The 8,780-nt window shown below is 67.8% G+C and carries 9 protein-coding genes and 1 tRNA gene; 6 read left to right on the top strand and 4 right to left on the bottom strand.

Features of this window, described 5'->3' with window-relative positions; all coding sequences use genetic code 11:
- Both C471_RS05835 and C471_RS05840 read left to right on the top strand, forming a co-directional pair.
- The gene (locus C471_RS05835; RefSeq protein WP_004047118.1) at window positions 1-279 is read left to right on the top strand and encodes a DUF7553 family protein; all 279 of its coding nucleotides are present in this window, start codon (window positions 1-3) and stop codon (window positions 277-279) included.
- 134 nt (window positions 280-413) lie between these two features.
- A tRNA-Val gene (locus C471_RS05840) sits at window positions 414-488 on the top strand.
- 102 nt (window positions 489-590) lie between these two features.
- Here C471_RS05840 and C471_RS05845 read toward each other — a convergent pair.
- The 3 genes from C471_RS05845 to C471_RS05855 all read right to left on the bottom strand — a co-directional run bounded on the left by C471_RS05845 (window position 591) and on the right by C471_RS05855 (window position 2,217).
- Window positions 591-857 carry a DUF7123 family protein gene (locus C471_RS05845; RefSeq protein ID WP_004047119.1) on the bottom strand — a complete coding sequence of 89 codons (267 nt, stop codon included), beginning with the start codon at window positions 855-857 and terminating at the stop codon, window positions 591-593.
- A complete protein-coding gene (locus C471_RS05850; protein WP_004047120.1) occupies window positions 854-1,132 on the bottom strand; it encodes a hypothetical protein in 279 nt (92 codons plus the stop codon). Before C471_RS05850 ends, C471_RS05845 begins: the two co-directional genes overlap by 4 nt.
- Before the next feature lie 284 nt (window positions 1,133-1,416).
- On the bottom strand, window positions 1,417-2,217 hold the full coding sequence (locus tag C471_RS05855) for a hypothetical protein (protein ID WP_004047121.1): 801 nt from the start codon (window positions 2,215-2,217) through the stop codon (window positions 1,417-1,419).
- A gap of 207 nt (window positions 2,218-2,424) precedes the next feature.
- Between C471_RS05855 and C471_RS05860 the strand changes: the two genes are divergently transcribed.
- The 3 genes from C471_RS05860 to C471_RS05870 all read left to right on the top strand — a co-directional run bounded on the left by C471_RS05860 (window position 2,425) and on the right by C471_RS05870 (window position 5,990).
- Window positions 2,425-3,552: a tRNA (guanine(26)-N(2))-dimethyltransferase gene (locus C471_RS05860; RefSeq protein WP_004047122.1), complete on the top strand. Its 1,128-nt coding sequence runs from the start codon at window positions 2,425-2,427 to the stop codon at window positions 3,550-3,552.
- A 92-nt stretch (window positions 3,553-3,644) separates the two neighbouring features.
- The gene (locus C471_RS05865) at window positions 3,645-4,952 is read left to right on the top strand and encodes a YihY/virulence factor BrkB family protein (RefSeq protein WP_004047123.1); all 1,308 of its coding nucleotides are present in this window, start codon (window positions 3,645-3,647) and stop codon (window positions 4,950-4,952) included.
- Window positions 4,953-4,967: 15 nt separating this feature from the next.
- Window positions 4,968-5,990, top strand: a complete 1,023-nt coding sequence (locus C471_RS05870; protein ID WP_004047124.1) for a phosphatase PAP2 family protein — start codon at window positions 4,968-4,970, stop codon at window positions 5,988-5,990.
- A 675-nt stretch (window positions 5,991-6,665) separates the two neighbouring features.
- On the opposite strand, the gene glnA is transcribed toward C471_RS05870, so the two are convergent.
- Complete coding sequence (glnA, locus tag C471_RS05875; protein WP_004047125.1) at window positions 6,666-8,036, bottom strand: type I glutamate--ammonia ligase; 1,371 nt, start codon at window positions 8,034-8,036, stop codon at window positions 6,666-6,668.
- Window positions 8,037-8,162: 126 nt separating this feature from the next.
- Between glnA and lrp the strand changes: the two genes are divergently transcribed.
- Window positions 8,163-8,624: an HTH-type transcriptional regulator Lrp gene (gene lrp, locus C471_RS05880; RefSeq protein ID WP_004047126.1), complete on the top strand. Its 462-nt coding sequence runs from the start codon at window positions 8,163-8,165 to the stop codon at window positions 8,622-8,624.
- Window positions 8,625-8,780: the final 156 nt, after the last annotated feature.

Genomic DNA, 8,780 nt, shown 5'->3' on the forward strand with positions numbered 1-8,780 from the left:
ATGAGCAAACACTTCGAAGACGCACGGTACTACCTCGGTCGCGCGGCGGAACACGCGAAAGCGGGCGTGAAAGAGGAGTTAGAGCCGATCGAGGGGCGAGTGAAGGACCTGGTCGGCATCGACGATGAAACGGAGCCGGAGCCGTCGCGGCTCGATCGGCTGCAGGCTGACCTGAAGAAACTGGAGGAGCGCGCGGAGGGCGAGGCCCGCGAGGCGGTGGCGTCGGCGCGCGAGCGCGTCGCAGAGTACCGGGGCCACGACGCCGCCGAGTCGGAGTAGGCTCACTGCGCGTTGGCGGAGACGTTCGAAAAGCCGGTCTCCGTGGGTCATGGGAACCCATCTGCCCCCTCGGCCGATGAGCCTTCGCCGTAAGGTAACTCTTAAGTCTAGAGGTCGGATACGTCGACACGAGCGGGTTGGTGGTCTAGCCAGGTTATGACGGCTCCTTCACACGGAGCAGGTCGGCGGTTCGAATCCGCCCCAACCCATCCGTTTTCCTGACGCTTGTGAAGGGGCGATCGGTCCGTTCGCAAACGCAACCCACGCCAATCTGTCCCGTCAGTCACTGCTCGAGTGGAGTCTGCTGAGAGCTACGCCGTCGAGACGCGCCACGTCGTCGCTCCGGTGTACGACCACTTCTCGATATCGAGGTCTTGCACCGAGTCCTGCAGCTGTACGATCAGCGCGCCGATCTCCTTCGGGGAGAGCCCCACGTCGTCGGCGATGAACTTCGCCTTGATGTACGTCTCGCCGTCGGCCGCCTCCTCGCGCAGGAACGCGGCGAGGCGGTCGGCCTTCGAGGCGGTCGATTCTGTGGACTGTTCGGTCGTCTGCGCGGGAGGTTGGGTGGTACTCATGCGTTGGTGGAGGGAGTGGTGTCGGTGGGAGTGTTGTGTTCGTGGCCGATCACGACGCACGCCATATGGACGGCGATGAGCGCGAGCGCGCTCCACGCGCTCTCGAAGCCCATCACGCCGTACGCCGCGGGGATGTACGCGAGGGGGAGGACGACCGCCGCCCAGAACGCCGCGGCGCGAACGCCCGCGACCGCTTTGTTCCAGCAGGCGGTGGACAGGCTGGACCCGATCTGAATCGGCGCCCGGATCGATGAGGGGGACGTTTGGCTTGACATGGGGAACACCGTCTTCGCTCGACACATGGAGCGCCGGGAGCATATAAGGGCCAGAGCGTTGCCGCGTCTTCAGCCGGATTAACGATTTCCGCGGTGAGTTTCTGATCGTTCACCGGTTTCACCGACCGTTTAAAACACCACGAGAGACAGTTAGAATGTTTATAGCCAGTTTTTAACCTTCAGTTTTGCATCTCGGTGGCGAACATCAAACCGCCGGATATCCGCTGCCGACCGCGGCGCTGAGCCCCGTTCACCGCGGGCGCCGAGCGGCGCGCGGGTCAGATCTAGGAGTCGTCGGCCCTCTTTTCGTCGGGCGTCTTCTCGTCGACGGTCTTCTCCACCGTCTCTTCGACCTTCTCGTCCACCGTCTCCTCGACCGTCTTCTCGACGGTTTCCTCGACCTTCTCGCCCACCGTCTCTTCGACTTTCTCGCCCACCGTCTCCTCGACCGTCTCTTCGACCGTCTTCTCGACGGTTTCCTCGACCTTCTCGCCCACCGTCTCTTCGACTTTCTCGCCTACCGTCTCCTCGACCGTCTCTTCGACCGTCTTCTCGACGGTTTCCTCGACCTTCTCGCCCACCGTCTCTTCGACCTTCTCGCCCACCGTCTCTTCGACCTTCTCGCCCACCGTCTCTTCGACCTTCTCGCCCACCGTCTCCTCGACCTTGCCGGTGACCTCCTCGCTGACGGTGTCGCTGACCTCGTCGGCGACCTCGCTCACCTCTTTGTTGACCGTTTCGCCGACCGTCTTTTCCACTTCCTTGCTGACCGTGTCACCGACCGTCTTCTCAACTTCCTTGTTGACCGTCTCGCCCACGCTCTTCTCGACCTCCTTGTTGACCGTCTCGCCCACGCTCTTCTCGACCTCCTTGCCGACCTGATCGGCGACCTCGCGGGTCATCCAGTCCGGGTCGAAGCGAGCCATCTTCCAGACGACGTGAACGACGTAGGAGGCGAACACACCGATCCCGAACGCCACTCCCACGTCGGTCCCGTCGAGCGTCGCGATGAGGACGATCGACAGGACGATCAGCGCGCCGTAGGCGATGTCGGTGATCGCGTCGACGCGAGCGGGACTCACCATTTTTCATCCGCCTCCGAGAGCGCGACGCGTCTGCGGGCCGCTCCGCCGCCGATGTCCGTTCGTCGGCACCACGTAGGAATCATTCGTACACTCCCCTTTCCGCGCTGCCGGGCTAAAACTCCCGCTTCGCGTCGGCGCCGGCCACGTGGTCGACCCGCCCGGCGCCCGGAGCGGGGTCCTTTTGTGGCGGATGGCCGAACGCGGGGTATGGACATCGAGGAGGGCGGTCTCACCGTCTCCGTTCCGGAGGCCCGCGACGGGGCCAGCGAGGGCACCGGCGGCGGGGTCTTCTTCAATCCCACCCAGGAGCTGAACCGCGACGTGACCGTCGCGGTGTTGCGCGCGTACCGCGACCGCGAGCCGCGCGCGGCGTCGTACCTCGACGCGATGGCCGCCTCGGGGGTCCGAGGCGGCCGCGCCGCCGCCGAGGGGTACGACGTGACCTGCGCCGACGTGGACCCGGACGCGGTCGAGCTCGCGGCCGAGAACCTCGCCGCCAACGATCTGGACGGCGAGACCGTCCACCGCGACGTCAACGCCCTGCTGTACGAGAACGTCTTCGACGTCGTGGATCTGGACCCGTACGGGACGCCGATCCCCTTCGCGGACGCCGCGCTGGCGAACGCGCGCAACCTCGTCTGCGTCACCGCGACCGACACCGCCCCGCTCTGCGGCGCCCACCTCAACAGCGGGATCCGCAAGTACGGCGCGGTCCCGCGCAACACCGACTACCACCCCGAGATGGGGCTCCGGACGCTGATCTCCGCGCTGGTCCGGACCGCCGCGCGCTACGACAAGGCGGCTCGGCCCATCGTCTCGCACGTCTCGCGCCACTACGCGCGGACCTACCTCGAACTGGAGTCGGGCGCGCAGGCGGCCGACGCCTGCATCGGCGAGCTCGGATACGTCGATCACTGCGAGGACTGCCTCTGGCGGGAGCCGACCCGCGGGCTGATCGCGGACCCCGTCGACGCCTGCCCCGTCTGCGGGAGCGACCGCGTGCTCACGGCCGGGCCGCTCTGGCTCGGCGCGGTCGCGGACGCGGAGTTCACGCGAGCGGTCCGCGAGCGCGTCACCGACGACATGGGCGAGGCGAAGCGCGCCCGGAAGCTCCTCGGAACGGTCGCGCGCGAACTCGACACCCCCACGCACTACGACCAGCACCGCCTGTACAAGGAGTGGGGCGAACCCGCCATCGGGATGGACGAGTTCGTCGAGCGCCTCCGGGGCGCCGGCCACGAGGCGAGTCGGGCCCACTACCGCGGCACGGCGGTCAAGAGCACGGCCTCGATCCCGGAGATGCGAGCGGCGGTCCTCGGCGACGACGACGCCTGACGGCCCTTCTTCGTCCTCCTCCATCTCATCGCACCGGTCTGAGCCCGCTCGCATCCGTCCCGTTTTTGTCGCCGTCGCCCGAACCCGCGACCGTGTCTCGTCACTCGATCACCTCGCTCGGCACCGCCCGCCGCATCGTCGACACCGCGCTCGACCGGCAGGTGACGTTCCTCGCCGCCGCCATCGCCTACTACGCGTTCGTCTCGCTGATCCCCGCGCTGCTCCTGCTCGTCGTCGTCGCCAGCGCGGTCTTCGGCGAGGCGATCGCCGCCGAGTTGGTGGCCGCCACCGGCGACTTCCTGACGCCGTCCGGCGAGGAGGCCGTCGCCGCCGCCGTCTCCTCCGCCGGCGGTCGGACCGGCGCGAGCGTGATCGGGCTGGCGGTGTTGCTCTGGTCGACGCTGAAGGTGTTCCGCGGGCTCGACACCGCCTTCGTCGAGCTGTACGGCGTCGAGGGGTCGCCGGACTTCGTGAAGCAGGTCACCGACGCCGCCTCCGTCGTGCTCGGCGTCGGCGTCGGCATCGGCGTGATGGTCGCCGTCGGTGCGTTCGTCGCGGCCGCGGACGCGGTCCCGCTCGTGGAGGCCGCGAGCGTCCTGGCGCTTCCCGCCTTCCTCGCCGTCGTCTTCCTCCCGATGTACTACCTCCTGCCACAGCCCGCGATCGGTGTCCGCGAGGCGCTTCCCGGCGCCGTCTTCGCCGCGGTCGGCTGGACGCTGCTGCAGGCCGGCTTCCAGGTGTACGCCGCGGGCGCCGCACAGTACCAGGTGTACGGCGTGATCGGCGGGATCCTCCTGTTGGTCACGTGGCTGTACCTCGCCGCCGTCGTCGTCGTGGTCGGCGGCGTCGTCAACGTCGTCCTCGCGGGGCGGGGAACGCCGGGAGACCGAGGGCGAGGCGCCGGCAGCGCTCCCGCCGACGAGGAGGCGGACCGGCAGTTACAACACGACCGCGACCGACCCACGGGTATGAACGGTGAGTCGGACGGCGCGGGCGACGCCGGCGACGGGGAACGCCCGGCGGGCGCGCCGGACGTGGCGGCGCTACAGGAGGAGGTGAGCCGGCTGCGGGCGGAGTTCGACGCGTTCGAGGACGACGTCGAGCGGCGCACCGTCGACAAGCCGGCGGTCGAGTCGGAGCTGAAGCGGTACGTCCGGTCGCGAATGCGGCGCGGCCACGCCCGGGGCTGGGGACCGTACCTCGTGCTGTTGTACGGCACGGTGCTGATACTCGGCGCGTTCTCGTTCCTCGACGGGCTCTACGCCATCGCCGCGATGCTCATCCTCGGGCTGTCGACGCTCGGGCTGTACACCCTCTTCATCATCGTCGGCGTTGGCCTCAACCTGCTCGAAACGCCCGGGAAGGCGCTCGATTACGCCCGCGATCGGGGAGACGACTAACCGAGTGATCGACGCGTGACCGGACTCGTCGCGGCAGAGCGCGGGCTCGGCGAGATCGCCCTCGTCGACGCGCTCCCGGAGGTCGTCGTCGTCGCCTTCGCGGCCGTCACCCACCTCGCCGACCCGTGGTTCCTGTTCGGACTGCTGGCGATCGGCTACTGGTTCGCGGACGACCGGTTCGCGGCCGCACCGCGTCGCGCCGGCGCGACCGCGATCGCGGCCGTCACCTGCGCGTACGCCGCCACGGCGCTCGGGAAGGCGTGGTTCGCGGTCCCGCGTCCGGCCGGCGCGGTCGGGCCTGCAGACGTGCCCGCGTGGCTCCCCGGCCTGCTGTCGGCGTGGTACGAGGCGCAGGTGCTCTCCGACGGCTTCGGCTTCCCGAGCGGCCACGCCACCGGCGGCGCGGCGGCGTACCTCGCGTTGGCGCTCGTGTACGACCGGGCGTGGACCGCGCGGAAGCGCCTCCTCGCCGCCGTCGGGGTCGCCGTCGCCGTCGCGGCCTCGCGGGTCGTTATCGAGGTCCACTACCTCGTCGACGTGCTCGCAGGGCTGGCCGTCGGCGGGGGCGTGGTCCTCGGCGCGCTGTGGCTCGCGGGCGATCCGCGGATCCGGCGGAGCGGAAGCGGCGGGGCCGAGGACGGGTCCGCGACCGACGGGGGCGGTTCCGAGCCCTACGCCGCCACCGCGGCGCTCGATCCCACGCTGTCGTTCCTGCTGGCCGCGGTCGTCTCGGTCGGCGCGCTGGCGGTCGCCGTCGAGAGCGGGCACACCGGCGAGGTGGTCGAGGCCGGAATCGGGATCGCCACCGGCGCCGGGGGCGCGATCGGCTGGCGGCTCGTCGACGGCGACGAGCCCGCGGTTCCGGTCCGGGTCGCGGTCCCCGCGCTCGCCGTCACCGGCGGGCTCTGGGTGGGCGCGTACGCGCTCTCGGGGACGCTCGCGGTGACGCTGGCCGCGACGACCGCCGCCGTGATCGCCGTCGTCGCGCTGCCCGCGCTCCCGGACCGGCTCGAGCGGCTGTCGGCAGGCCGGAACTGAGCGGGTTTGGCGGACGGGTATCGTGAACAGCACGTGATCGGGAACGGGAGTAGGTATTGCAGATCTGAGGTGGCGATTGAGTGTTTAAACGGCGGTGAGCGACGGTGACGATCGCTTATAAGAACAAGTGCGGTTGGCGCGCCTGCGAGCGGCCGCCACTGGCGGCCGCGAGCCAGCCCGCGAGGGAGTCAGTCGCCCGAAGCAACGCTGAGGGCGACTGACGAGGCTGGGGAGGTGTGAGGTGCGGTGCTGTGCAGTGTGGGTGGAACTCAAAGGGGCAGCCGCGCTCGGCGAACCCCAGCGTTCACGAGAGCGGAGCTCTCGTGAGCCAATCAGAACGCGTCGCGTTCTGATGACGACGCAAGGACCGCAAGGTTGGGAGCGTCAGCGACCGACTGAGGACCGCAGCGAGCTGTGGGAGCCGAGCGCGGCTGGGGCTTTGGAAGTCTCCTCCGCAACAACGTCGATCACGTATAAACCACCAACAGCAACACCCCGATCCGACTTATAAACGACCAACCCACTGAGAGACGTACTCCCCCCATCGGGCGTTCGCTTGGTCTACGCCCATCGGGTATCACGCTTCAAACTCCGGAAAACGCGTGGTAAAGCGAAACCGGACGGACCGAAAGACCGACACCGAAAGGGTCGAGAAACCGCGACCGCGCCGTCGCCTCAGAACGTCTCCAGGTAGCGGTCCTCCTCCCACTCGGAGACCTGGGTGAGGTACTCGCTGAACTCCTGGGACTTCGCTTCGGCGAACTTCTCGGAGGTGTGGGGACCGAGCGCGTCCTGCATCACCTCGTCCGCCTCGAGCTCCTCGACGGCGGCGCCGAGGTTCGGCGGGAGCGTCTCGATGCCGTACTCCTGGCGCTTCTCGTCGTCGAACTCGTAGATGTCCTCGCGGACCGGGTCGCCCGGGTCGGCTTCGGTCTTGATCCCGTCGAGACCGGCGGCGATGAGCGACGCCATGCCGAGGTAGGGGTTACACGACGGATCGGGGCTGCGGACCTCGAACCGCGCGGAGACGCCGGCCGCGTCGGGGACGCGGACGAGCGCCGAGCGGTTCGTGTCGGACCACGCGACGTAGATGGGCGCCTCGTAGCCCGGCACCAGGCGCTTGTAGGAGTTCACGGTCGGGTTGGTGACGGCCGTGAACGCCTTCGCGTGGTTCAGGATGCCGCCCATGAACTGGTAGGCCGTCTCGCTCAGGTTGAACTCGTCGGAGTCGTCGGAGAAGGCGTTGCCGTCCTCGTCGAACAGCGAGATGTGGCTGTGCATCCCCGAGCCGTTGATGTCGGCGATCGGCTTGGGCATGAACGTCGCGTGGAGGTCGTGCTGCTCGGCGACCGCGCGGACGACGGCGCGGAACGTCGCGATGTTGTCCGCGGTGGTGAGCGCGTCGTCGTACTTGAAGTTGATCTCGTGTTGGCCCTCGGCGACCTCGTGATGCGAGGCCTCGATCTCGAAGCCCATCTCTTCGAGGGTGAAGATGATCTCCTTGCGCACGTCGGACGCGAGGTCCTTCGGGGCCAGATCGAAGTAGCCGCCGTTGTCGTGGGGGATCGTCGTCGCGTTGCCGTCGTCGTCCTTCTCGAACAGGAAGAACTCCGGCTCCGGGCCGATCGAGACGGAGTAGCCCATCTCCTCGGCCTCTTCGAGAACGCTCTTGAGGACCTGCCGCGGGCCGCCGACGAACGGCTCGCCCTCCGTGGTCACGATGTCGCAGATGAGTCGCGCGGCGCCGCTGTCGCCCTCACCGTCGCTGCGCCACGGGAGCACCGCGAACGTGTCGGGATCGGGGACGAGCCGCATGTCCGACTCCTGGATGCGTACGAATCCCTCGATGGAGGAACCGTCGAAGTAGATCCCCTCGGTGAACGCCTTCTCCGCCTGGTGGGCGGGCACGGAAACGTTCTTTACGACTCCGAGGATATCGGTGAACTGGAGCCGTAGGAAATCGACGTTCTCCTCTTCGATCTCGTCGAGTACCGCCTGTTCTTCGGCCGTGAGGCCGCCGTCCGGTTTCGCGTGTTCGTCCGTCATGTTCTGGACGCTTCATTCGTTATCTGCCAGTATAAAGGCCTTATCGCTTGGCGCATGAACCGCCAGTCGCGCAAGAATGCTGGACGTTCGTAAAATTATAAACCCCTGAAGACGTGGATAGGTGTGATGACGTACGAAAACCTCGACGCGAAGCTGGTCAACTCCCTTCTCAGCAACGGGCGGGCGAGCCTCAGAAGCCTCGGCGACGAGCTCGACGTATCGGTGACGACGGTGTCGAACCACCTCCGCGATCTCGAAGACGAGGGCGTGATCCGGGGGTACACGCCCATCGTCGACTACGACAAGCTCGGCTACGACGTGACCGCGGTGCTCCAACTCAAGGTCGAAGGGAGCGCGCTCCCCGACGTGACCGAGAAGCTCCGCCAGGAGAAGCAGATGGTGAGCGTCTACGAGGTCACGGGCGATTACGACGTGATCGCGATCGGGAAATTCACCGACACGGACGGGATGAACGAGCAGATCAAGTCGATCCTCACCGACGCCGACATCCGCGAGTCGAACACCAGCGTCGTCCTCAATCCCGTCACCGAAAACGAGCAGTTCGACCTCGACCTCAACGAGGAGTAGTCGAGCGGTCGCCGTCTCGCGCGCGACGACGGCGTCGCTGTCCCCGCCTACCGATCCGCGGCCGCCGCCTCCAGGACCTCCACGGCCGGCAGCGGCTCCCCCGTCAGCGCGCGGATGTACGCCCCGCCCGCGATGGAGACTGTCTCTTATACACAT

Origin of the sequence: Halorubrum saccharovorum DSM 1137 (assembly GCF_000337915.1) — an archaeon.
Classification (GTDB): Archaea; Halobacteriota; Halobacteria; order Halobacteriales; family Haloferacaceae; genus Halorubrum; species Halorubrum saccharovorum.